Here is a 19,162-nt window from a genome sequence, read left to right as displayed (position 1 = left end):
CAGAAAGGCAAGCCGCAATCACAAAAAGAAAACTCAATAGGTTCATTTTTTAAATTCCTCATTGAGTGTTTGCCCAAATCCATTCAATGCATCAATAAAAGGCTCCATTAGGGAAGAATGATGTTGATGGATATACTCACCAAATAACTCAACGGTACGCATTGCCACCGCCAATTCAGATACTTCTGGCAAAATCCGCTTACTTGCTGCCGTCATTTTGGTAAAGCTATCCGCAAGGGCGGCAAGTAACATCACCTTATCCTTGGCACTCAATTCAGTGTTTTGCTGTAATTCGTCCATTGTGGTGCGATACTGCAAAATAAATCCCGCCAATAAACCTTGCGAAATCATATTCACTTCACCGCCTGCCATAATATGCACATCGCGCGCCTTATCCCAATCGTCCCCTTTATTTAGGGCTTGCGCTTTCCAACGGCGCGCTGTACCAAAAGACACGTCGGCTTTTTGTGCAGATTGCTCAAGGGTAAAGCGGTCAAACACATAATAACGGCGTACTAATGCCCGCACTTTCTCATCGTGAGCCATTTAGCCCCCAAATTTTGCTTTGATTAACTCAATGCCCACCGCAACCATTGCACCACCTAAACCGCCAGCCACAAAGGCTTTGGTGGTCACTTTGCCCACTTGGGTTTCGAGCGATGACAAACGATGATCAATATCATTGACCCGCTCCCCAATACGGTCGATTTTGCGATTCGCTTCTTTGCTTAAATCCAACAGTTCATCGAGTTTTTCGTTGGTGTTGCGTTGGTTCAAACGCTTTTGTTCTCTGGCTGACATTATTTATCCACCTTGCTGTCTAATTTATGATTCATTGCTTTTAATTCGTCCCGAATTTCCGCCAAAATATTGTCCGTGTGTGTGCTATGCACCTTGGCAAGCTCTTTAGTTTGATAGTTATTGCGGATGTCTTTGCATTCTTGTTTGAGTTCTTTCAGCTCTTCCTTGACCGATCGCAACCAAAACCCGACAAAGGTAACGGCAATGGATACCACCCCGTTAAACACCCACTCACCGCTAATTTGTAGATCCACGTTTCACCCCGCAAATCTGCTCATAGGCTAAATTATGGTTCAGCACCTGCCGTTTGGTTTCTAATGTATCTTGACGACTGGGGTAAATCAGCCCAAACGCACTGCAACCGCTAATCCTCACGGAAGTAACCTTTTGACTGCAACTGGTCATCAACGCCGTGAGCGTTAAGACGGCGATGAGCTGCTTCAATTTGCTGACGTTTTTCTGCATTTTCCATTTCCTCCGCGATGGCTCTGGCTTCGGCTTTCACCATTTCGATTTCTTTTTGCTTTTCACTGAGTTTTTTACTTTGCCAATGTAACCGAGCATAAATCGCCACAAACACTGCACCTAGCCCCGCAAGGGCATACATCTGCCACATCATTGTTCTTCTCCTTGTGCTAGTGAAGATTTACGGCGATTAAGGGCATTGGCAAAGCCTTTGGTGGCCACACCGCCGCCACAAAATAAAGCAAAGGTGGTAAACAGTTCGCTTACATTTGCACGGTCTAAATAGACGCTATACGCCAAAATGATCGCCATTAAAACCGCTCCGAAAAATTGGATAAAGGCGGTGGTGCTAAGCCTGCCGTTATCGTTGGTAATTAATTCACTGAGTTTCATTTTTCCCCTCGTTTATCTCGCCAAAGTACATAGCGATATTTAATCTGATCGCCGATACAAGCTCCGATAGCTTCCCCGACCTTGAAAAAACAACCGATTACCATTGTTACGGCGATAATACCTAAAATAGTCGTTGGCATAATTACTCCTTAAATAAGTGTGATTGATTAATCACTTGCTCGCTATCCAGCCACTCCCAAACATCAAAGCACGGGCAGTCTTTTACCCATTCGTTTGGGGTAATCGTGCCATCACCGTTTAAATCAGGCGATAAATCCCGATGCCCGCAAATGCGTGCTTCTGGGTATTTGGCTTCTAACTTTTGTAAGAGTTGATACAAGGCTTGCCATTGTTTGACAGTGTAGCGTCCGTAGTTTTTGCCTGTGATGCTAATGCCACCTACAAGACAAATGCCTAAACTATGGGCGTTATGCCCTTTAACGTGTGCGCCGATTTCTCCTTCTGCACGTCCTGTTTCTACAGTGCCGTCGGTATCAATCACAAAGTGATAGCCGATATGGCGTAAGTACGGGTTAAATTGGTGATTTTTCCGCAAAAAACCTCGCTTAGCGTGCCAAAGATCAATCCGTTGGGCTGCGGTTAGCCTTTCATTGCGTAAGGATTTACCGTTCTGCGTGGCACTACAATGCACCACAATTTTTGTAATTGGAAAGGGCATAAAAAACCTCAATAATCAAAGACATTATTGAGGTGATTATCAGATTTGTGTGGTTAGCCTAATAGACAAAGCACTTCCACAGTTAAAATAGGGATGATTTGGTTGCAAGCGGTGAGTTACGTTGGGCATTACGCACAATTTCCCACGCTTGGCGATCAGAAAGGGCATATTTGGTGCAAAGTTCCAACATTGCTGCACGCCCGCTTTTTCCCTCCACTTGGGTTTTAATTAAAAAGTCATTCACCAAGCGAATATTACGTAAGGTTCTTAATGCCACTTCACAGCGAGGAATATAGACTTCTTCACTTTTAAAATACTGGCGTAGTGCGGTGGCATGTTCTAATCCAACCAGCGATTTTAGTTTCGGGAAATACATCGCACCATCACTAAATAAAAAACATACCCCGCCAAAATGACGAATGATTTTTTCGGTTACCTCAAAGCCCACCAAATCCACCATTTCCAGTACAACAGGGGGTAAGCAGTCTGCAACATCTTCAAGATGACTCATTTTTAATCTCCCGTATTGATTTTTTCGCCATTATCACACGGGATTTTTCAAACGATCACTTAACTGGAGAATTTTTTGAAAAAAATCCCGCACTTGGCGGGATTTTAGATAGCCTATACTTACTTTTTGCAGAACTCTTCTAATAGTTTATTGGTTTGTATATATTTAACCTCATTTTTTGCACTTAAGAAAAATTTTTGGCGACACTCAAGGATAGACAAGCCTCTTTCATATCACCAAATTTTTTCGCCATTTCAAAAGCCTGTAATCTATCTTCTCCCATTTGATTATTTAACATATCACCCGTTTTACTTAATGTCTTGGCATCAATAATAGGGTTTACTTCTTCTATTTGCACCCAAAAATCATTACCATCAGGAGAAACCGAATATAATGCTTCTAGTTTATTGTAGGTTGCCGTTTGTAAAATTGCGTAGCAAAGACGTATATTTTTATCTTGTTCTATCTTTTTTACCTCTCTAACAGCAGTAATGTTTTTGAGCGTTAAGTCAATATTTGTTTCTTTAGTTTGCTGATTTAAAATTTGGCTTAAAAGATCATCTACTTCATTGCATTTTGGCAGATAACGACCCTTTCCCCAAGCAGGATTAGATAATAATTGCAGTGATACTGGAATAAGTATTATTGTAAATATTAAGAGATTTATCAGTTTTCTCATATTTGCTCCATTAAAAAAGGCTCAAAACGAACCTTTAATTTATACTTATGCAAAATATTTTACAACTTCTTCTTATTATCATACACCGACAACATTTGAATCACTTTTTTTAATTGCCACACAGCAAGCCAGTCAATAAATTCAATACCAAAGGCTTTTTTGCCAATCGCGTCAGCATATTGCGGTGTAAGATTATGCTTAGCAAGTAATGCGGTGATTTTGGCAAGGTACGGCTTTTTCGCTTTAGCTGGACTTGGGCGATTTCCCCAAAAATTCGACCACACTTTTGCCCCACGTTGTGCCATTAAATCCAACACTTGATTAAGCTCGGTGTTACTCATTGCTTTGCAACTGGTTTTATTTACGGCGTTCATTAAAAAAGTGCGGTAGGTTTCTTCGTCCATTTTTAACTGACTTTTACCAATATGCACTTTAGCAATGAGATTTTTTCGGTAACTATCGTTTTGCATTTAATACTCCTCGCCATTCGTTTAACATTTTACTGACGTGCGCTTGTTGTTCTGGGGTTAATGGTTTTGGTTGAGGTGGTGGTAGTTCAAGGGTTTTACGTTTGGGTAAGCGGTCTAACAGCATTTTCGGGGCGGGGAAACGCTCACATTCTGCACATAACCGCATAAACGCCTGTTCAATTCGCCATTTATCTTCTTTCTCTTGCCAGCCGCCATAAATGCGTTGGCTTAAAATCACCTGCACCCACACTTCTGCCGTAGCCTTGATCATCTCTTCGGGCGGTTGGTTGGCAAGGCGTAACACCACCAATTTTCCCAACCCTTGAGCTACGGTTCGTTTTAGCCATTTTTCGTCAGCCATTGGCAAACTCCGCTAAATTTTGCAGAGCTTTGCCCGTTTTGCTGCCGAATTGTGGGGCAGTGGCAGGCGGATTACTTTGTCCGTTCATCATATTATGATGGCTATTTCTGCCTTGCCATTTGGTCATCACCTCATACAAATAGCCGTGTGAGGCGAGGGGCGTTTGATATGGTGGCGACTATTTAACACAATGGTTAAGCCATCAATCCAACATTCAATGGGGGCTGAATAAACCTGCCCATTACGGCAAAACTGCCCGCGTTGCACCTCATCAACCAATTCACTGAGTAGTTTCGCTAAGCGATCCATTGTGAGTGCGGATTTTTCAGGGCGGAATAGAGCTAAATACTGCACCGCCAACCGCCCAAACTCGCCATTGAGCGATAAGGCATTCATCACCGCAAGGCTCGCTTGCTCGTGTTGCAACAACACATCTAACGACAACACCGCCCCGCACGCAGGGCATTTACATTTCATTTTTAAACTCCTTTTAAAACGGGGTTAAAACACATTATTCCGCCCTTTCAGTTCCCCTCTTTGGTAAAGAGGGGCTAGGGGAGATTTAAAAGGGCGGTAAATGGGTTTTAATACAATTCCTTTTCCAATAACTTCACCTTCCGCAAAAGTTCATTTCTCTGTGTTAGCAACCCAAAAAGCAATCCTTGGATATATTCGTTTACTTCGTTTTTTTCTAGTGCAGAAAAAGCTAGCTGCCAATCCTCATTTTCCCCTTCAAACTGCACGCTTGCAGTTGCCATGACGGGTTGCTTCTCTTGACTAAACTCCTTAAAAAAATGGGATAAAATAGGCAATGCGTAAGTACAATCTTTCATCAATTTATAAATTGTAAAATCCAGTTCTCTTGGCGCATCTAATAATGCCTTTCCGTCTATACTAGACCATTTAAAACCGATATCATTAAATTCATCATCGCGAAAATCAAAAGTTGCTGTTAAAATTAATGTAAAAGATTTCATCTTTACCCCCTTACCTGCCATCTCGCCTTTGGCAGTTGGTTTTGCACCATTTCCATATACACCCCCGCCGCAATATAGTTGCCCGTATTAATCGCTCTAACCGCCTGTTGAAGCTGTCCGATCATCATATCCAGCTTGAGCTGGAGTTCGCTTTGTTTTTGCTTTGTCATACTTCCTCCACTTCAACTACATCATCAATTTCAGTGATTTGATGTGGCAATTTATTTAAATCTAAGGTATTCAAATCACATTGTGCCATTGCCTGCTCAATACTTTCGGCTTCCATGGTGATTTCAACCATTCCGTACACTCTGACAAGATATTTATTCTTCATCGTCGCATTCCTCATTTACAAAATTAATTCGATACTTCAGACCAATAGCGTAGCCTTCATGGATTTCTTCCAGTAGTTGGTCGATATAACATATCGCCTCGTCTTTGGTTTCAGCTTCAATACCCAAAGTCAATTTAACGTCTATTTCAGCGTGATAATTCATTGTCATTGCTCCTATTTTTTGATTTAAAACACTTTATAAACACGCCTTAAATGGGCTTTAAAGCGTGTTGAAAAGGGCTTTAATCCATATTTAACTTGACCAATTTCTCCATCATTTTATAGACGCATATACAACCTAAACCAAAACAAAAAGGGAATAAAAATGCGCCAACAGCGATATAAAGTAACATTTCCATTTATACCTCCCGTTCACTACTATCAGGTGTAACTGTGTTGCCATTGACCACAAGATTTAGCCCTTTATGCTGCTTTAAGCTATAAGCGGCTTTTGATGCAATTTCTGCACTTTTTATCAATGTTGCGATATTTTGTTGTACCCAACTTTTAAGGTTTAAAACCTCAAAAAAGACAAAAATGGCAAAAAAATTACACGCTGACGCCATCAACTTTATCGCTACGGCTTCGTGGATAAAAAACACAGGCACTGCAATCAGCAATATGGTAATCGCCACTGCTCCCGAAAAAATTCGACTGTATTTTGCAACTTTCTCTAACATTGCTATACCTCCTGCTCATCGTCTTCTGCAAATAACGCATGCGGCTCTCTCCATATCCAATCTTCTGCGTCACTTAAACAACCACACCTAATAGCATCTTTATCTTTCTTAACTGCTTTATAAAAATCATAGGCTTCTTTTAAATCACTAACATCTTCAAACATTTTTACATCCCCGCCATATCCAAACTAATCGGCTGATATTGATCGCTATCACCCACCCGCTCATAAATTCGCACATAGGCTTTACTGCTTACGATTTGCACACTTTCGCTAATGGCTTGCATTGCATTTAGCCAACGTGGGTCGGTGATTTCCACACGGCGTAAGCCTAAAATTCTCCCTGTGTTGATATTGCCTTCTTTATCCACATCAAACGCTCGCTCAATCAAGGTTTTTAGCTCTGGGCGAGAGCCTTCCGACCATTCGCTAAGGCACTCATCAATTAACGCCTTAGCCGCCTGAATGCGTTCATCAAATTGCAAATGATCGCTAATCGCTCGCACGATTTTGTATTTACCGTCATAGCTAAATAGCGTTACGTTGCCTTTATTGCCACCCAGTTTTGTGCCGTATTTTTCGGCGGAAAGTTCCACAAACGCCTGAATATCGCCAAAAATCCCGCCTTTAAAACGGCTCATTTCCGCGTTTAAGGCTTTGGCTTTTTCTACCCATTCTTGCACCAGTGCATCGCGTTCTTTGTCGATGTCTTTCACTAATTCTTCTGGGGTAAGGTTGCCTTTTGCATCTTTCCAGTAGGTTTTGCCTTCGATTACAGTTTTCATTGTTTTCTCCTATGGGTTAGTTGATTGGTTACAGATATAAACGTCATAATTGGCGTTGATTTTTGGGGTAATACCACCCTTTATGAGTAGTAGATACACCACACCATCAATACATACCTCTTTAAGTTCGCCGTATGTGCTTACCTGATACCTTTTTATTGGCTGTATATCATTAAGTGGCGCTTTTTCAATGCACCCCGCCAACAAAAGTGCGGTGCAAATTACGGCAATTTTTTTCATTTTTCTTTTTCCTCTTTATCAATTTTGATGATGATTAACCGTTTTTTCTTACTTCCTTTATCGCCTAACTTAGCATAACGGTAAATCGTTGTTTTACTTAAGTTAAATTGCTTTGCTAACTGTTCCGCTGTGCCGTCACCTAAGTTATCCTCACCCTCATAGACGGCGTAAATATCCAGAGACTTTGCCATTGCTCACCTCAAAACCAGTACACCGTACAATTTCCCACTTGAGTGATAAACCGCTCACGGCGTTGCCCGTTAATGCGTTCCACAATCTGCGTTGCATTTGCTATTAAGCGTTGGCTTGGGCGTAAAATTAAAAAACTCGGAAAACGCCCATCTTTTGATTTCACAATCTCCACACCCTCACGACGTAACGCATAAGCTGTGTCAATAATGTCTGCTCTTGCCATTTTCTTTCTCCTTAATCCTTATTTAGTCACTCTCGTTTGACGGTAAAAATTCAGCCATGCCTTTCTATTCTTTAATACGCTGTACAAAGTAAAGTCGTCCTCTTCTTCGCTCCATCCCCCTGCAGCAATCCATTTATCTTTTGAATTTTTAGAAATCAAAATGTCACCATTTTTTCCTATCCAGTTATCAAACTCTTTTGTTTTAAAGCCCATATTTCCTCCTTAATTAATCAACATTTCCGCATAACGGTTAATCAGTGCCTCGCTAATCGGTTTTCCGTGCATTTCCGCCACGCGGATCACGCCACGCATTAACTTGTTCAATCGTCTTGCGTTGCCTTTGCTTACTTTGTAAAGCAGGTCGTTAAATTCGTCCGTACCTAAGCCTTGCTGGGCAAGTAAGGCGATGTCTTCCTTATCTAGGGCGTTTTGTAAATCGCAATGTACGCCCGCACGGCTGTATAACTGGGCTAACTCACCATATTTACCTTTTAAATTAACGATTAATCTCGGCATTCCTGCCAACACCACACCGCACTTGGTTAAATCGTGGATACGGCGTAAATATTCCAAACTTTTCGTGCTTAATAGTTCCGCTTCGTCCACAATAATTAAGCGGTTTTCGCCAAGTTTTTCGGTGATACGGGTAAAGAGCTCGTGATTTAGTCCGTTTTCGTTTAGTCCCAACTGCTGACACAGATTTTTAAGTAACACTTTCGGGCTGTAACTTGGTTCAACTTCCACAAAAATGGTTTCAGGGTTGCGTTCCATGTAGTGTTTTAGTGCTTGGGTTTTGCCTAAACCTGCCGCCCCTGTGATCACTGCAATATCACTTTCTGCGTGGGCAATGTAGATAGCATCTAAACAACGCTGTGCCGCGTAAGTTTCCACAAATTCGCTGTTAAAACGGCGTTCCACCACCTTATCTTTTTCACGTTGCAACAAGCGGGCAACGGCATCATCAATTTCATCGGTTTTCCCGTTGTAATTGCCTTTTAAATACTGGCTCACAGTGGTGATGGATTTACCAATCGCCTTAGCAATTTGCCCCTGCGTTAGCCCCTGTGTCTGCATATAGTGTTGTAATTGCTCTTTCATTGTTTAACCTGTCTTTCTTTTTAATAATTGACATTTCATTTCACTTGGGAAAACCGCAATTTCTTCCGCGTCTTCCTCCCATTCATTTTGTTTATTTATGCGTAACTGATGTAACCAATCCGCACTTTCTTTGTGTTCAATGGTAAGCACGGGGTTGAGTTCCGCATTAATTTCATCAAGTTGCTCTTGTTTTAGCTTCATTCGGCGTTGATGACGCTCTTTTCTCGTTTTCTCCACAAAACTCATCGGGAACGCATCACGCTTATTGCCATCAAGCTCTGCATAACAGACAAACACCCCATCTAGCCTGCGAATAATCACACGGCTTGGGTCGTGAATATCAAATGCCACCTGCACTTTTTCTCTATCTACCTCTAACAACTTCGCACTAAAGTAAAAGTTATTAAACAACCGCACCCAACCTCGCTCTGGTGTACGCTCTACCGCTGGGCGGAACAGATCCCGTGCTTCAACTTGGGTGAGGTAAACCAAGTTTTCTTCATTCGTTTTTGCCATTAATTCACGGCGTTTGGCTGCGGGGGTAACATTGCCGATTTCACTGTGTTTATGCTCGTTGTTGTACCAATCTATGCCCGCTTGCACCGCATCTAAAAACTGATTCCAACTGGGTAACTTACCCATAGCCCCGCGTTGTTTCGGGGTTAAATCTTCAAGTGCAGTGCCTTTTCGCAAGGCTTTTTCAAGGGATACCACGCCAGTGCTAACCTTTCTCACCGTTTCCCTATCAGCACCGCTGCCGTGATAGGTTTCAAATTGGCGTGCAATGCGGTATAAAATCGTTTGGTGTACCCGCTCAATAATCCCACGCCCTTGTGGGTTGCCCGGTATCCCTGTTTGGTGATTGATGCCTAAACGGGGCAACATCCCTGTAATATCCCCATCAAGTAGCCAGTTTTTCTCACCGCCCCCGTTATCGGAGTAATAAATCGCAGGGATACCGTGCTGTTCGATCCCATTGCGTAACGCATCTGCCACCGCAAGGGCGTTTTCTGACAGACTTGCCGACCAACCCACAATGTAACGACAAGGGGCGTCCATAATCAGCGTGATTTCAGGGATAAAAGGGCTACCGTGTTCAGGGTGAGCCACTTTCATTTTCATACTGTGTCCATCGCCTACCCAGATGTCATTTACCAACAATTTCGACCAATCCCGCTTCACATAAGTGTTTAATGCCCGAAGCTCTGACCCCGTTTTACGCCCAATTTCTTTAATATGGCGAGGCAATTTGGCTAACGCTCTTCTGACACGATTAAGACTTGGCAACATCTCAAGCATTAAGGGTTGATCCTCAAAACGCTCTCGCCAATGTTGAGCAAAATACCCATAGGCTTCTGCCACATTAATGCCATTGGTTTGGCGGTATTCCGCTAGAAAATCAGGCAACCACGAAATGTCTTCTGCCTTTTTTGCCACCCGTTGCATAGGGGCAAGAGCTTTTAAACGTTCTTCTGGGGTGCTCGCTTTTTCATAATCCAACACCCATTGATTTAAGGTGCGTTCACCAATCACACGGCTTTCACCTTTTTTGTTATTCGCCTTAGCCACTAATGCCATTAATTCAGGTGATAACAAATTTTGTTTCGCCTGCTGGCAAAAAAACTTCACCGCTTTATAACGAGGTTGTGCTTGCTCCAACTGCAAGATATAAGCCACTAACGTCATTCTTGCATCTGCCGCTTGGCGTTGTTTTTCGGTGAGGTCTTCCAACACGACCGATTTCAACACTGGCAACTTTTTAGGCTTGCCCGCCACAACCGAGGTCGCAAATTTATCTCTGATTTCCTCTTGCACCTCTTGAGGGAGAGAGGAAAGGGCGTATTCAACACCACCGCCACGACCAACACGTTTACGAGATTGCCAATTTTCGCGTTTGGCTTTGTCTATTACTGCTTTTTTGGTCGTTGGTAAGATTACTAGCTGTAAACCTATTAACTCTTGAGCAGAATAGTATGGCTTTAGTTCACACATATGAACCTCTAACTTTCTAAAGCTATATTGAGTTTAATAGCAATTTCTCGTTCTCTTCCATAAAGGCATTTTGATTTTCCCGTCAATACTCGGCTAATTTCATTAGAGCTATAACCATTTCTTCGCCCCCATTCAGATTGCGTTACATTCATTTCTCTGAACCAATTTTTAGCTTCATCTCTCGTTCTTTTTTTCATATAAACTCCTCTATGGACTAAAAACATATTTTGAACTAGAATAAGAACAATACGAATTAATATGAAATCATAAAGTTCATTATTGTTTACTGAGTTCATATTAAATATGATTTTTATGAATTTCAAGAGGTTTTTTATGAAAAATTTCACAGACATCGCCAATCGATTAAAAACTGAACTATCATTAACGATGGATAAAGAGGTGGCTGAACTTTTAAAAATGTCAAAAAGTGCCTTTGCTGAAAGAAAGCGTAGAGGTGTATTTCCTGAAAATGCCTTAAGACTATTAGAGCTTGAGCGTCCAGATTTAAAACTGGATATCAATTACATTCTATCTGGGATTAGAGAACCAAATAATGCTAATAATGAGGATCTTGTGAACGCCATTAAAGATAAAGCAACTGAAATAGATATGGATGATTATTCTGCCACAATTAACCCTTCACTAATCACGCCTTCTGATGCAATAAATCCAGTTTTACTGAATATGGATGAAATAAAGTTACTGGCAAATTTTAGAAGAAGTGATACTCAAGGTAAGCAGTTAATCTCCGAAACAGCCAAAATGTGTTGTAAGCATTCAATCGCTAATATGCGTTTAGCTGAATACACAGAAAAAGAGTTATTAGACTACACAAAAAGAAATCCGAAAAAAAACGCCTAAAATTTATAACACATTGATTATATTGTTCTTTTATGTATTCTGTTTACTTTATAAAAAATTGGTACTAACTACACAGTTAAATAAATTTACTGTGTAGTTCTCACAGATGATAAAAGTAGAACTTGTTTGGCTACAAACAAAGCACTTAAAGGCTGAAAACTGTGCAATGTTTTTTGGTGAGCGGTGAAAGTATGTATCCAACCTTAAAAGATGGTGAAGAAATCATTGTGGATCGCTCTAAACGTAATTTAGTTGATGGGAAAATATTTGTTTTAAATAATGATGGGTCAATGCTAGTGAAAAAAGTGCAGTTAACCTATGATGGGGTAGAGTTAATTAGCGATAACCCAACATACCGCCCATTAAAGCTAGAAGCTGAAGAAGCAAATAGCCTTATCGTTATTGGGCAAGTAGTGCGTGGCTATCGTGATTTTTAGGCATAATCCCTCACAAAAATAAGTCAGATTTCACCTAAACGCACCAAAACCACAAGATTTCCCCCCAAAAAAATAAAGGCGATTTCACCTGAAATCGCCTTGCCTAGTTTTTACTACCATTTTTAGAGTTTTAAACCTGTTTTAAAAATCTTTTAAAAACCATCTAAACCCTGATCACTTTTATGCAAAAAATAATCCAATTTTTACCCATTTTTTACCATTCCTGCTCATTTCCCTATTTTGCATAAAACCAACGCCCCAACCTCAACAAACCCAATAACCACAAGCCCTCACCTAACTTTTTCCGACCCAAATTTTTCTTTTACTTTATGCAAATATTGTTACTACCCCATAAAATTATTGCAGAAGGTCTTACTGTACATTGCCCGCACATGAGTAAACAAGAGCGGCGACAAAAAGTCATGAATATGTTGGAGGAAGTTAATCTTTCTCCCTCTATGATTAATCGTTACCCTCATGAGTTTTCAGGCGGACAGCGACAACGCATTGCTATTGCCCGTGCGATTATTCTTGAACCGAAATTTGTTCTGCTGGACGAACCGACTTCTGCACTCGATCGTTCAACACAAATTACCGTCATCGAATTACTCAATAAACTACAACGAAAATATGGCTTGAGCTATATTTTTATTAGTCATGACTTATCTGTAGTAAAAGCACTAAGCGATAATGTTATTGTTATGAGTAAAGGTGAGGTTGTCGAAACGGGTACAACCGAGCAGGTATTTACCCAACCTAAAAATGCTTATACGCAACGTCTTATCACAGCGTCCAATTTGAGCTAAATACTTACCGCACTTTAATCCAATAAGTGCGGTTGTTTTCTTCAATATATTTAGATCCGCAAACAGTTTTACAGAGTTTTATGACCAGGTTAGGTTTCCAATAAAACCAACACTTTTAGCAACAAACAGCACAGTACGACGAACTTTTTGACTTTCCCAGATAAAAGCTCGGCAAGGTTCTTGTTCAACAAATACGGTCGCTAATCTTTTTAGTGCCTTCGGGGCAACTCTTCTGTGCTGATTTCATCTAGAAAGCTTTATGTTGTCATTGTTAATTTTCAATGATTTTTCCGGTAAAAGTGAATATCCTATTGCTGATATTGAGCCTGCCATAATCACGCAACATAAAAGAACCGCACTTAAAGTGCGGTTACTTTATAGACAGTTTATAATGGGCTTCTGATAAAATTATTTGATCTCGTAAACAGTTACACCACATTCTCTATTAGAGCTAATAGGAGCCACTTCATAATCTTTTCCTGCTTCTGCAATAAAAGTAATGACATCACCGTTACACCCTTTAAATGTTGTAGTGGTGGTTATTCTATGTGTTGAGGTATAATATTCTCCCATATTCGTTACGTCATGAATACTGTTAGTAACTTTTACTTCTTTACCTGCCGGTATAACGAATTCTTTAAAGAAGATACTCGAAAGTAGTTTTGAATGAGCAGAAGGATCTTTGCTAAGTTCAGTTTCAGGCATACCAATGCTTTCATTCCCTTTAACTCCAAGCATTGAACCAAAAGCCTGTCCCAACCCACCTCCAACGGTGATTTTTTCAGTCTTGCCATTAATTTCAATTTCCATTGATGAGGGACGACGATTTTGCCCATATAAACGGATACGTGCATCTTGTAAATTGTTATATGCCTTATTTTGTGTCGATAGCTCTGTTGAAACACAAGCAGATACAGCTAAAACTGATAATACGGTAATGATTTTTTTCATAATATTTCCCTTTATACAAAGAATTATTTTGCAATACGTTTATACTTAATACGATGTGGCTGAGTTGCTTCTGCACCGAAAGTTTTCTTCTTCCATTCTTCATAGTCGGTAAAGTTACCTTCGTAGAAAGTAACTTTACCTTCATCACCATAATCGAGAATGTGGGTAGCAATACGATCTAAGAACCAACGGTCATGGGATATAACCATGGCACAACCCGGAAATTCCAATATCGCATTTTCTAATGCACGTAACGTTTCTACATCTAAGTCATTGGTTGGTTCATCCAATAGTAATACGTTTCCGCCCACTTGTAGAAGTTTGGCTAAATGTAAACGCCCACGCTCACCACCGGATAATTCACCGACACGTTTTTGTTGATCAACGCCTTTGAAGTTGAAACGTCCAACGTAAGCACGGCTTGGGATTTCAAAATTACCGATTTTCATAATATCCAAGCCGCCGGAAACTTCTTCCCAAACCGTTTTTTTGTCATCCATCGCATCACGAAATTGATCAACCGATGCCATTACCACGGTTTCACCTAAAGTAATAGAGCCAGAATCTGCCTGTTCCTGTCCTGAAAGCATACGGAATAAAGTGGATTTCCCAGCACCATTTGCTCCGATAATCCCCACAATCGCCCCTTTTGGAATACTGAAAGAAAGATTATCAATTAAAGTGCGGTCGCCATAAGATTTGGTAAGATTCTGCACTTCAATAACTTTATCACCCAAACGTGGACCGGGTGGAATGAAGAGTTCGTTAGTTTCGTTGCGTTTTTGATATTCGCTTGAGTTAAGCTCTTCAAAGCGTGCCATGCGAGCTTTGCTTTTAGCTTGACGACCTTTAGGATTTTGCCGAACCCATTCCAATTCCTTTTCAATAGATTTTTGACGAGCGGACTCTGTAGCTTGCTCTTGAGCTAAACGTTTCTCTTTCTGTTCTAACCAAGAGGAGTAATTGCCTTCCCAAGGAATACCCTCTCCTCGGTCAAGCTCTAAAATCCAGCCTGCCACGTTATCTAAGAAGTATCTATCATGGGTGATTGCCACAACGGTCCCCTCATAATCATGTAAGAAACGTTCTAGCCAAGCCACGGATTCCGCATCTAAGTGGTTAGTGGGTTCATCAAGTAACAACATATCCGGTTTTTCAAGTAATAGACGGCAAAGTGCTACACGACGACGCTCACCGCCTGACAGATGTTCTATCTTGGCATTCCAATCCGGTAAACGTAAGGCGTCTGCCGCACGTTCTAATTGATTTTCTAAATTATGTCCATCATGAGCTTGAATAATCGCCTCAAGATTTGCCTGTTCGGTTGCTAATTTATCAAAGTCTGCTTCAGGATCTGCATATAATGCGTAAACCTCATCTAAGCGAACTAACGCATTTTTTACCTCAGCGACAGCTTCCTCAATGGTCTCTCGAACGGTTTGTTGAGGTTCAAGCTTAGGTTCTTGTGGCAAATAACCAATTTTAATACCGGGTTGTGGGCGAGCTTCTCCCTCAATATCCTTATCAATTCCAGCCATAATACGTAATAAGGTAGATTTACCGGCACCATTTAAGCCAAGCACTCCGATTTTTGCACCGGGAAAGAAACTTAAAGAAATATCTTTTAAAATATGACGTTTCGGCGGAACTACTTTACCTACTCTGTGCATAGTATAAACAAATTGTGATGACATATATTCTCTCTATGATGTAAAAAGTGCGGTTATTTTACTTGAAATTATAGGATTTAGCGAATTGAACGTAGAAATTTAGCGAGTAAGGACTTAGTGCCATAGACATACAGGAAAAGAACAGTTTATCAGTCAAAGAAACGTTAAACTTCCAACTTTGTAATTAATTAAAAAAACCTCCCAAGAGGGAGGTCACAAAGCAGTTTTGCTATATTATGATTATTTTATTTAGGAACTTTATGAACATCAAGCAATCACTTGATGGTGCATATACTACAAAATTTTAGCCTACAAACTCAACCAACATTGAATACTTTATTGATATAAATCATATTTTATGGCAATAATTTAACTGAAATTCACACTTGTTTTGCGTCTTTCGTTGATTATAGCAAATTCATACAGCATTTTTGACGTAGAATTCCCACATCCAAATAGTTTTCAGTATTTTTAAACAAAAGCCTATTGAAAGTTTAAAGCATAAAGTGCGGTCAATATTTCCCAAATTTTGCCACTCAAGAAACACGAGCCAAATAATCCCTTTCAGCTTGTTCATCAAAAATTTCTTGTTGCTCTGTTACAACAACACCGTCTAAATCTTGAGCGATGGTTTTTGCCGCTCTAATCATCATTCGTAAATTGGCTGTAACATTACCATAAGAAGGCAGTTGCATAAATAATGCAATTCCAACCGTGTAAAAATCTGCAATGTTTGTTAAATCAAACGTACCGGGCTGTTCAATATTTGCCACACTAAACAAAACAGGGCTTGTAATACTTAAGTCCACATGGCGATGATAAATCTGTTTTTTACCAAAAATAAATCCCAACTCATCAAGTGTTTTAGTCAATTGCAAACCGCTAAAACCTTGATTTTCAGAGGCAACCACATAAAGCATGATAAAAGAAGAATTACCTGATTTTGTTTTTTCAACAACCTGTTGGAATTCCGTGTTTGTCTGTGGTTCTACAAAAGATATGCTGCTTTCAGTAAAAATATGCTCTTCTATATTGACCTTATCATCAGCTATTGATTGCCCTGAAATTTGAGCTAGCTCTTGGCGTAAATGTTGAGAAGATGAATTAATTCCCTCATCAAGATCAATTGATTTTTCCAGTTCTTCAATGCTCATGGAGGCGTAGTCGGTATGCTTCGGTGAGAACTGTTCTTGCATTACATAGTTAGGCTCACTGTCAGGCAACCTAATTTTAATTTGATCAACAGATTGTACCGCACTTTGCTCACTATAATGATAAAGAGGTTGGTGAGAATTATGTGCTGATTCACTAGAAAAACAGTCATTATCAGTTTCAAGCAAATTACGTTGAAAATCCGACTGAGATTGATCAGCGGTTTGATATTGCTGATTTTCTTGTGGTTCACGGATACGTGCCTCTCGAGTAAAGTTTTTTGAATTTTCAAAATACTGCGATTTTTCGCGGCGATTAGACCATATGCCATGTGCAACTAAAATTATTAATGCGATTACACCTAAAATAATTAAAATAGCATTTAAATCCATTATCTTGTTCTCCTACTTGGCTTCATCGAACAGCAAATTTTTGCTAGCTTATCATATTTTACTTGTTGATTAATATGGAAAATACAGATTTTTTACCCTACTTGAATTCTGCGGTATTATGTCGTTTGATAAGTGTGTTTTTTCAATTAAGGAAAATTTATGTTAAAACTAACAGAGATAAAAAAAGCTTTTCATTACTTTATTATGGGTTGGGATTTGATTAGACAACGTGGTTTGCGTCGTTTTGTCGTTATGCCGATTTTGCTTAACATTCTTCTTTTATCGGGGCTGTTATGGTTATTTATAAACCGATTCAGCACTTGGCTCGAGAGCATGATCACGTTTATTCCCGATTGGCTTAGCTGGTTAAGTATGATTCTGCTCATCTTAGCTGTACTTATGTTGTTAAGCATTTTTTATTTTATGTTTACAACACTCTCTGGATTTATTGCCGCACCTTTTAATGCCTTGCTCGCTGAAAAAGTGGAAAAAATGTTAACGGGAGAAAGTCCGACTGAAGGAAGTGCGGTAGATTTTCTAAAAGATATTCCAAGAATGCTAAAACGAGAATTGCAAAAATTGACTTATAGCTTACCTCGAATTATTGCTCTATCTCTACTTAGTTTCATTCCATTTATTGGACAAAGCATTATTCCAATTTTAGCATTTTTGTTTACTGTATGGATGATGGCTATTCAATATTGCGACTATCCTTTTGATAACCATAAAGTGCCTTTTCAACGTATGAAAACGGAACTTGGACAGAAACATACATTAACGTTAACTTTTGGTACTTTGGTGACTTTATGTACATTTATTCCGCTCATTAATTTGCTGATTATTCCTGTTGCTGTCTGTGGTGCAACAGCTATGTGGGTTGAACAATATCGTTATGCCGGTAAGAACGACATTAACAAACCTCATACGGATTAAAACCACGATTGTGAAATAGCGTTTAGTTATAAAATAGAATGTTTTGCTATTTTGAAATTCATAAAGCTATGATAAAAATACTGTAAAAAATACGACTCACAACTCTTAGGAGAAAATAATGACAATTTATGCAGATAATTCCTATTCTATTGGTAATACACCATTAGTTCGTTTAAAAAACTTTGGTAATAACGGCAACATTATAGCGAAAATTGAAGGGAGAAACCCCAGCTTTAGCGTGAAATGCCGCATTGGTGCCAATATGGTATGGCAAGCAGAAAAAGATGGTATTTTAACCAAAGATAAAGAAATTATTGATGCAACCAGTGGTAATACAGGTATTGCTTTAGCTTATGTTGCTGCAGCACGTGGCTATAAAATCACGTTAACTATGCCGGAGACTATGAGTTCCGAACGTAAACGCTTATTGCGAGGTTTAGGGGTAAATTTAGTGTTGACTGAAGGTGTCAACGGTATGAAGGGGGCTATTGCTAAAGCAGAAGAAATTGTTGCTTCAAATCCAAATCACTATGTAATGCTAAAACAGTTTGAAAACCCTGCAAATCCAGCCATTCATCAACAAACAACAGGACCTGAAATTTGGTCAGGCACTGAAGGTAAAATTGATGTATTGGTAGCTGGTGTTGGTACTGGCGGAACAATTAGTGGAATTAGCCGTTACATTAAGCAAGATCAAGGCAAAAAAATTATTACCGTAGCCGTTGAACCTGAAGAATCACCAGTGATAACTCAAACGCTTGCAGGTGAAGAAACCAAACCGGGTCCACATAAAATTCAAGGTATTGGTGCGGGGTTCATTCCGAAAAACTTAGATTTATCTTTAGTAGATCAAATAGAAAAAGTCAGTAGTGAAACAGCGATTATAACGGCTCGTCGCCTAATGGCAGAAGAAGGTATTCTCGGAGGGATCTCATCCGGTGCAGCACTCGCTGTAGCCGATCGAATTGCACAACGTCCGGAATTTTCCGATAAACTCATTGTTGTTATCTTACCTTCTGCATCAGAACGATATTTAAGCACAGCCTTGTTTGACGGCTTCGAAGGATAATAACTATTCCCT

Annotated in this window: 35 protein-coding genes and 1 pseudogene; 6 read left to right on the top strand and 30 right to left on the bottom strand. The window is 40.0% G+C overall.

Annotated elements, in window-relative coordinates; translation table 11 throughout:
- Window positions 1–42: 42 nt before the first annotated feature.
- The 27 genes from HSM_RS03400 to HSM_RS03295 form a co-directional block, all read right to left on the bottom strand.
- Complete coding sequence (locus HSM_RS03400; protein WP_012341491.1) at window positions 43–546, bottom strand: DUF1804 family protein; 504 nt, start codon at window positions 544–546, stop codon at window positions 43–45.
- Window positions 547–801 carry a hypothetical protein gene (locus tag HSM_RS03395; protein WP_012341490.1) on the bottom strand — a complete coding sequence of 85 codons (255 nt, stop codon included), beginning with the start codon at window positions 799–801 and terminating at the stop codon, window positions 547–549.
- Window positions 801–1,055 (bottom strand): hypothetical protein, encoded by a 255-nt coding sequence (locus tag HSM_RS03390; protein WP_012341489.1) that lies wholly within the window; start codon window positions 1,053–1,055, stop codon window positions 801–803. Before HSM_RS03390 ends, HSM_RS03395 begins: the two co-directional genes overlap by 1 nt.
- 110 nt (window positions 1,056–1,165) lie before the next feature.
- The gene (locus HSM_RS03380) at window positions 1,166–1,420 is read right to left on the bottom strand and encodes a DUF2681 domain-containing protein (RefSeq protein WP_012341488.1); all 255 of its coding nucleotides are present in this window, start codon (window positions 1,418–1,420) and stop codon (window positions 1,166–1,168) included.
- Window positions 1,417–1,659, bottom strand: a complete 243-nt coding sequence (locus HSM_RS03375; RefSeq protein WP_012341487.1) for a DUF2644 domain-containing protein — start codon at window positions 1,657–1,659, stop codon at window positions 1,417–1,419. Before HSM_RS03375 ends, HSM_RS03380 begins: the two co-directional genes overlap by 4 nt.
- Window positions 1,656–1,799 carry a hypothetical protein gene (locus HSM_RS10780; RefSeq protein ID WP_157857762.1) on the bottom strand — a complete coding sequence of 48 codons (144 nt, stop codon included), beginning with the start codon at window positions 1,797–1,799 and terminating at the stop codon, window positions 1,656–1,658. Before HSM_RS10780 ends, HSM_RS03375 begins: the two co-directional genes overlap by 4 nt.
- A 2-nt stretch (window positions 1,800–1,801) precedes the next feature.
- Window positions 1,802–2,338 carry an N-acetylmuramoyl-L-alanine amidase gene (locus HSM_RS03370; protein WP_012341486.1) on the bottom strand — a complete coding sequence of 179 codons (537 nt, stop codon included), beginning with the start codon at window positions 2,336–2,338 and terminating at the stop codon, window positions 1,802–1,804.
- Between the two features lie 82 nt (window positions 2,339–2,420).
- Complete coding sequence (locus HSM_RS03365) at window positions 2,421–2,849, bottom strand: Mor transcription activator family protein (RefSeq protein ID WP_012341484.1); 429 nt, start codon at window positions 2,847–2,849, stop codon at window positions 2,421–2,423.
- A gap of 184 nt (window positions 2,850–3,033) precedes the next feature.
- Complete coding sequence (locus HSM_RS03360) at window positions 3,034–3,528, bottom strand: hypothetical protein (protein ID WP_012341483.1); 495 nt, start codon at window positions 3,526–3,528, stop codon at window positions 3,034–3,036.
- 59 nt (window positions 3,529–3,587) lie between these two features.
- Window positions 3,588–3,998: a gp16 family protein gene (locus tag HSM_RS03355; RefSeq protein WP_012341482.1), complete on the bottom strand. Its 411-nt coding sequence runs from the start codon at window positions 3,996–3,998 to the stop codon at window positions 3,588–3,590.
- A complete protein-coding gene (locus HSM_RS03350; RefSeq protein ID WP_012341481.1) occupies window positions 3,985–4,359 on the bottom strand; it encodes a hypothetical protein in 375 nt (124 codons plus the stop codon). The genes HSM_RS03355 and HSM_RS03350 overlap by 14 nt, the downstream gene beginning before the upstream one ends.
- A complete protein-coding gene (locus HSM_RS11130) occupies window positions 4,352–4,486 on the bottom strand; it encodes a hypothetical protein (RefSeq protein ID WP_256692750.1) in 135 nt (44 codons plus the stop codon). Before HSM_RS11130 ends, HSM_RS03350 begins: the two co-directional genes overlap by 8 nt.
- Window positions 4,486–4,836, bottom strand: a complete 351-nt coding sequence (locus HSM_RS03345; RefSeq protein ID WP_012341480.1) for a hypothetical protein — start codon at window positions 4,834–4,836, stop codon at window positions 4,486–4,488. The genes HSM_RS11130 and HSM_RS03345 overlap by 1 nt, the downstream gene beginning before the upstream one ends.
- 107 nt (window positions 4,837–4,943) lie before the next feature.
- Window positions 4,944–5,336, bottom strand: coding sequence for a hypothetical protein (locus tag HSM_RS03340; RefSeq protein WP_012341479.1), 393 nt, complete (start codon window positions 5,334–5,336; stop codon window positions 4,944–4,946).
- 2 nt (window positions 5,337–5,338) lie between these two features.
- Window positions 5,339–5,506, bottom strand: a complete 168-nt coding sequence (locus tag HSM_RS10990; protein WP_165942801.1) for a hypothetical protein — start codon at window positions 5,504–5,506, stop codon at window positions 5,339–5,341.
- Window positions 5,503–5,670, bottom strand: a complete 168-nt coding sequence (locus tag HSM_RS10985) for a hypothetical protein (RefSeq protein WP_012341478.1) — start codon at window positions 5,668–5,670, stop codon at window positions 5,503–5,505. Before HSM_RS10985 ends, HSM_RS10990 begins: the two co-directional genes overlap by 4 nt.
- Window positions 5,660–5,833, bottom strand: coding sequence for a hypothetical protein (locus HSM_RS10980; RefSeq protein ID WP_165942800.1), 174 nt, complete (start codon window positions 5,831–5,833; stop codon window positions 5,660–5,662). The genes HSM_RS10985 and HSM_RS10980 overlap by 11 nt, the downstream gene beginning before the upstream one ends.
- Window positions 5,834–6,029: 196 nt before the next feature.
- Window positions 6,030–6,350, bottom strand: a complete 321-nt coding sequence (locus tag HSM_RS03335; RefSeq protein WP_012341477.1) for a hypothetical protein — start codon at window positions 6,348–6,350, stop codon at window positions 6,030–6,032.
- Window positions 6,351–6,352: 2 nt separating this feature from the next.
- The gene (locus tag HSM_RS10975) at window positions 6,353–6,514 is read right to left on the bottom strand and encodes a hypothetical protein (RefSeq protein ID WP_165942799.1); all 162 of its coding nucleotides are present in this window, start codon (window positions 6,512–6,514) and stop codon (window positions 6,353–6,355) included.
- 2 nt (window positions 6,515–6,516) lie between these two features.
- Complete coding sequence (locus HSM_RS03330) at window positions 6,517–7,134, bottom strand: DUF3164 family protein (protein WP_012341476.1); 618 nt, start codon at window positions 7,132–7,134, stop codon at window positions 6,517–6,519.
- Between the two features lie 9 nt (window positions 7,135–7,143).
- Complete coding sequence (locus tag HSM_RS03325; protein ID WP_041605016.1) at window positions 7,144–7,374, bottom strand: hypothetical protein; 231 nt, start codon at window positions 7,372–7,374, stop codon at window positions 7,144–7,146.
- Entirely contained in the window at window positions 7,371–7,565 is a 195-nt protein-coding gene (locus tag HSM_RS03320) for a helix-turn-helix domain-containing protein (RefSeq protein WP_012341475.1), read from the bottom strand. Before HSM_RS03320 ends, HSM_RS03325 begins: the two co-directional genes overlap by 4 nt.
- Window positions 7,566–7,573: 8 nt before the next feature.
- Window positions 7,574–7,789: a hypothetical protein gene (locus HSM_RS03315; RefSeq protein ID WP_012341473.1), complete on the bottom strand. Its 216-nt coding sequence runs from the start codon at window positions 7,787–7,789 to the stop codon at window positions 7,574–7,576.
- A gap of 18 nt (window positions 7,790–7,807) precedes the next feature.
- Window positions 7,808–8,002, bottom strand: a complete 195-nt coding sequence (locus HSM_RS03310; protein WP_041605015.1) for a hypothetical protein — start codon at window positions 8,000–8,002, stop codon at window positions 7,808–7,810.
- A gap of 9 nt (window positions 8,003–8,011) precedes the next feature.
- Entirely contained in the window at window positions 8,012–8,887 is an 876-nt protein-coding gene (locus HSM_RS03305; RefSeq protein WP_012341472.1) for an AAA family ATPase, read from the bottom strand.
- A gap of 3 nt (window positions 8,888–8,890) precedes the next feature.
- Window positions 8,891–10,879, bottom strand: coding sequence for a Mu transposase C-terminal domain-containing protein (locus HSM_RS03300; protein WP_012341471.1), 1,989 nt, complete (start codon window positions 10,877–10,879; stop codon window positions 8,891–8,893).
- Between the two features lie 8 nt (window positions 10,880–10,887).
- A complete protein-coding gene (locus HSM_RS03295; RefSeq protein ID WP_041605240.1) occupies window positions 10,888–11,076 on the bottom strand; it encodes a helix-turn-helix domain-containing protein in 189 nt (62 codons plus the stop codon).
- 136 nt (window positions 11,077–11,212) lie between these two features.
- On the opposite strand from HSM_RS03295, the gene HSM_RS03290 reads away from it, so the two are divergent.
- The 4 genes and pseudogenes from HSM_RS03290 to HSM_RS10775 all read left to right on the top strand — a co-directional run bounded on the left by HSM_RS03290 (window position 11,213) and on the right by HSM_RS10775 (window position 13,386).
- Window positions 11,213–11,740, top strand: a complete 528-nt coding sequence (locus tag HSM_RS03290; RefSeq protein WP_012341470.1) for a helix-turn-helix domain-containing protein — start codon at window positions 11,213–11,215, stop codon at window positions 11,738–11,740.
- Window positions 11,741–11,931: 191 nt separating this feature from the next.
- Complete coding sequence (locus tag HSM_RS03285; RefSeq protein WP_012341469.1) at window positions 11,932–12,177, top strand: S24 family peptidase; 246 nt, start codon at window positions 11,932–11,934, stop codon at window positions 12,175–12,177.
- A 308-nt stretch (window positions 12,178–12,485) separates the two neighbouring features.
- Window positions 12,486–12,983, top strand: a pseudogene (locus HSM_RS03280) (ATP-binding cassette domain-containing protein); the annotation flags it as partial.
- Window positions 12,984–13,242: 259 nt separating this feature from the next.
- Window positions 13,243–13,386, top strand: a complete 144-nt coding sequence (locus tag HSM_RS10775; protein WP_157665524.1) for a hypothetical protein — start codon at window positions 13,243–13,245, stop codon at window positions 13,384–13,386.
- A gap of 5 nt (window positions 13,387–13,391) precedes the next feature.
- Here the strand turns inward: HSM_RS10775 and HSM_RS03275 are convergent, their stop codons facing one another.
- From HSM_RS03275 to zipA, 3 genes are all read right to left on the bottom strand, one after another.
- Window positions 13,392–13,934 (bottom strand): hypothetical protein, encoded by a 543-nt coding sequence (locus HSM_RS03275; RefSeq protein WP_012341467.1) that lies wholly within the window; start codon window positions 13,932–13,934, stop codon window positions 13,392–13,394.
- A 23-nt stretch (window positions 13,935–13,957) separates the two neighbouring features.
- Entirely contained in the window at window positions 13,958–15,628 is a 1,671-nt protein-coding gene (gene ettA, locus HSM_RS03270; RefSeq protein WP_011608528.1) for an energy-dependent translational throttle protein EttA, read from the bottom strand.
- A gap of 512 nt (window positions 15,629–16,140) precedes the next feature.
- On the bottom strand, window positions 16,141–17,148 hold the full coding sequence (zipA, locus tag HSM_RS03265) for a cell division protein ZipA (protein WP_012341466.1): 1,008 nt from the start codon (window positions 17,146–17,148) through the stop codon (window positions 16,141–16,143).
- A 159-nt stretch (window positions 17,149–17,307) separates the two neighbouring features.
- On the opposite strand from zipA, the gene cysZ reads away from it, so the two are divergent.
- Both cysZ and cysK read left to right on the top strand, forming a co-directional pair.
- Window positions 17,308–18,081, top strand: a complete 774-nt coding sequence (gene cysZ / locus HSM_RS03260) for a sulfate transporter CysZ (protein ID WP_012341465.1) — start codon at window positions 17,308–17,310, stop codon at window positions 18,079–18,081.
- A gap of 118 nt (window positions 18,082–18,199) precedes the next feature.
- Window positions 18,200–19,150, top strand: coding sequence for a cysteine synthase A (gene cysK / locus HSM_RS03255; RefSeq protein WP_012341463.1), 951 nt, complete (start codon window positions 18,200–18,202; stop codon window positions 19,148–19,150).
- Window positions 19,151–19,162 lie beyond the last annotated feature (12 nt).

It is taken from the genome of Histophilus somni 2336 (assembly GCF_000019405.1).
Lineage (GTDB): Bacteria > Pseudomonadota > Gammaproteobacteria > Enterobacterales > Pasteurellaceae > Histophilus > Histophilus somni.
Note: the sequence above shows the minus strand (reverse complement) of the source record. Positions and strands in the feature narration are given on the sequence as shown.

Bases quoted from the DNA above. Each gene is read 5' to 3' on its own strand.
- HSM_RS03400 (WP_012341491.1), bottom strand. From the start codon at position 546: ATGGCTCACGATGAGAAAGTGCGGGCATTAGTACGCCGTTATTATGTG.
- HSM_RS03395 (WP_012341490.1), bottom strand. From the start codon at position 801: ATGTCAGCCAGAGAACAAAAGCGTTTGAACCAACGCAACACCAACGAA.
- HSM_RS03380 (WP_012341488.1), bottom strand. From the start codon at position 1,420: ATGATGTGGCAGATGTATGCCCTTGCGGGGCTAGGTGCAGTGTTTGTG.
- HSM_RS03375 (WP_012341487.1), bottom strand. From the start codon at position 1,659: ATGAAACTCAGTGAATTAATTACCAACGATAACGGCAGGCTTAGCACC.
- HSM_RS10780 (WP_157857762.1), bottom strand. From the start codon at position 1,799: ATGCCAACGACTATTTTAGGTATTATCGCCGTAACAATGGTAATCGGT.
- HSM_RS03370 (WP_012341486.1), bottom strand. From the start codon at position 2,338: ATGCCCTTTCCAATTACAAAAATTGTGGTGCATTGTAGTGCCACGCAG.
- HSM_RS03365 (WP_012341484.1), bottom strand. From the start codon at position 2,849: ATGAGTCATCTTGAAGATGTTGCAGACTGCTTACCCCCTGTTGTACTG.
- HSM_RS03360 (WP_012341483.1), bottom strand. From the start codon at position 3,528: ATGAGAAAACTGATAAATCTCTTAATATTTACAATAATACTTATTCCA.
- HSM_RS03355 (WP_012341482.1), bottom strand. From the start codon at position 3,998: ATGCAAAACGATAGTTACCGAAAAAATCTCATTGCTAAAGTGCATATT.
- HSM_RS03350 (WP_012341481.1), bottom strand. From the start codon at position 4,359: ATGGCTGACGAAAAATGGCTAAAACGAACCGTAGCTCAAGGGTTGGGA.
- HSM_RS11130 (WP_256692750.1), bottom strand. From the start codon at position 4,486: ATGACCAAATGGCAAGGCAGAAATAGCCATCATAATATGATGAACGGA.
- HSM_RS03345 (WP_012341480.1), bottom strand. From the start codon at position 4,836: ATGAAATGTAAATGCCCTGCGTGCGGGGCGGTGTTGTCGTTAGATGTG.
- HSM_RS03340 (WP_012341479.1), bottom strand. From the start codon at position 5,336: ATGAAATCTTTTACATTAATTTTAACAGCAACTTTTGATTTTCGCGAT.
- HSM_RS10990 (WP_165942801.1), bottom strand. From the start codon at position 5,506: ATGACAAAGCAAAAACAAAGCGAACTCCAGCTCAAGCTGGATATGATG.
- HSM_RS10985 (WP_012341478.1), bottom strand. From the start codon at position 5,670: ATGAAGAATAAATATCTTGTCAGAGTGTACGGAATGGTTGAAATCACC.
- HSM_RS10980 (WP_165942800.1), bottom strand. From the start codon at position 5,833: ATGAATTATCACGCTGAAATAGACGTTAAATTGACTTTGGGTATTGAA.
- HSM_RS03335 (WP_012341477.1), bottom strand. From the start codon at position 6,350: ATGTTAGAGAAAGTTGCAAAATACAGTCGAATTTTTTCGGGAGCAGTG.
- HSM_RS10975 (WP_165942799.1), bottom strand. From the start codon at position 6,514: ATGTTTGAAGATGTTAGTGATTTAAAAGAAGCCTATGATTTTTATAAA.
- HSM_RS03330 (WP_012341476.1), bottom strand. From the start codon at position 7,134: ATGAAAACTGTAATCGAAGGCAAAACCTACTGGAAAGATGCAAAAGGC.
- HSM_RS03325 (WP_041605016.1), bottom strand. From the start codon at position 7,374: ATGAAAAAAATTGCCGTAATTTGCACCGCACTTTTGTTGGCGGGGTGC.
- HSM_RS03320 (WP_012341475.1), bottom strand. From the start codon at position 7,565: ATGGCAAAGTCTCTGGATATTTACGCCGTCTATGAGGGTGAGGATAAC.
- HSM_RS03315 (WP_012341473.1), bottom strand. From the start codon at position 7,789: ATGGCAAGAGCAGACATTATTGACACAGCTTATGCGTTACGTCGTGAG.
- HSM_RS03310 (WP_041605015.1), bottom strand. From the start codon at position 8,002: ATGGGCTTTAAAACAAAAGAGTTTGATAACTGGATAGGAAAAAATGGT.
- HSM_RS03305 (WP_012341472.1), bottom strand. From the start codon at position 8,887: ATGAAAGAGCAATTACAACACTATATGCAGACACAGGGGCTAACGCAG.
- HSM_RS03300 (WP_012341471.1), bottom strand. From the start codon at position 10,879: ATGTGTGAACTAAAGCCATACTATTCTGCTCAAGAGTTAATAGGTTTA.
- HSM_RS03295 (WP_041605240.1), bottom strand. From the start codon at position 11,076: ATGAAAAAAAGAACGAGAGATGAAGCTAAAAATTGGTTCAGAGAAATG.
- HSM_RS03290 (WP_012341470.1), top strand. From the start codon at position 11,213: ATGAAAAATTTCACAGACATCGCCAATCGATTAAAAACTGAACTATCA.
- HSM_RS03285 (WP_012341469.1), top strand. From the start codon at position 11,932: ATGTATCCAACCTTAAAAGATGGTGAAGAAATCATTGTGGATCGCTCT.
- HSM_RS10775 (WP_157665524.1), top strand. From the start codon at position 13,243: ATGTTGTCATTGTTAATTTTCAATGATTTTTCCGGTAAAAGTGAATAT.
- HSM_RS03275 (WP_012341467.1), bottom strand. From the start codon at position 13,934: ATGAAAAAAATCATTACCGTATTATCAGTTTTAGCTGTATCTGCTTGT.
- ettA (WP_011608528.1), bottom strand. From the start codon at position 15,628: ATGTCATCACAATTTGTTTATACTATGCACAGAGTAGGTAAAGTAGTT.
- zipA (WP_012341466.1), bottom strand. From the start codon at position 17,148: ATGGATTTAAATGCTATTTTAATTATTTTAGGTGTAATCGCATTAATA.
- cysZ (WP_012341465.1), top strand. From the start codon at position 17,308: ATGTTAAAACTAACAGAGATAAAAAAAGCTTTTCATTACTTTATTATG.
- cysK (WP_012341463.1), top strand. From the start codon at position 18,200: ATGACAATTTATGCAGATAATTCCTATTCTATTGGTAATACACCATTA.